Origin of the sequence: Xenorhabdus beddingii, from assembly GCF_002127545.1 — a bacterium.
GTDB lineage: Bacteria > Pseudomonadota > Gammaproteobacteria > Enterobacterales > Enterobacteriaceae > Xenorhabdus > Xenorhabdus beddingii.
This window is the reverse complement of the sequence record NZ_MUBK01000150.1, coordinates 1-659: the sequence shown is the minus strand read 5'-3', so window position 1 is coordinate 659 and position 659 is coordinate 1. Positions and strand designations below refer to the sequence as shown.

Sequence of the window (659 nt, the reverse complement as noted above, 5' to 3'; positions counted from 1 at the left end):
TGGATGAAATCAAGAAAATCACGGGCATTTCCAGCATCAAGGAAGATTTCGAGCTGAAAGGCAATGAAATGCTGATTGTTCCTCTTCGTGCGGGGGTTATCTCACCTATTGTTGGTCAGGCGTTCGGAACGGTTGCCGATCCACGTCAGTTCTACAATTCCGATTACGTATGGCGTACATGGGGTGCGGCTGGCTTGATGGTTAAGCAGGACATTCAAGGCCACTTCTCTGTCATTCACGCCAAAGGCGCTTAAGGGGGATTTATGGCACTGGTAAAAGTTATTTCGAATAACTTCTTTGCCGGTGCCGACCTTAACAAATTAGAGGTCGGTGCCCGGTTATCGGTATCGGAAGAAAACGCCACAGCATGGATTAAGGCCGGATTGGTTGAATTGATTGAAGAGCAAGCCTTTGAAGTTGCCAGCCCATCTAAAACCAAGAGGGTGAAATCAGATGGCGATAACACTGACTGATATCAAGCCCATGATCGCCGAACTGGGTTTTACATTGCCTGATTCTGTGCTCGAACTGCTCTTGGGTCGGGTAAATGAACGGTCTGAGTGCATGGCGTCTAATGGCTATGATGAAAGTTTACAGAAATTATTACTGATCTATGCCACCGTCCGCTTGGCGTCCCTGTCTGGTGCAAGAAAGATTGC

The 659-nt window shown here is 47.6% G+C and carries 3 protein-coding genes; all 3 read left to right on the top strand.

What is annotated here, in order from left to right; translation table 11 throughout:
* The coding region (locus Xbed_RS18970) for a major capsid protein (protein ID WP_244182570.1) at positions 1–254 on the top strand (254 nt) is incomplete at its 5' end.
* Positions 255–263: 9 nt separating this feature from the next.
* A complete protein-coding gene (locus Xbed_RS18965; RefSeq protein ID WP_086114331.1) occupies positions 264–473 on the top strand; it encodes a hypothetical protein in 210 nt (69 codons plus the stop codon).
* Positions 454–659, top strand: a 206-nt coding sequence (locus tag Xbed_RS18960) for a DUF7370 family protein (protein WP_422641352.1), incomplete at its 3' end; no start/stop codon positions are given. The genes Xbed_RS18965 and Xbed_RS18960, both read left to right, overlap by 20 nt.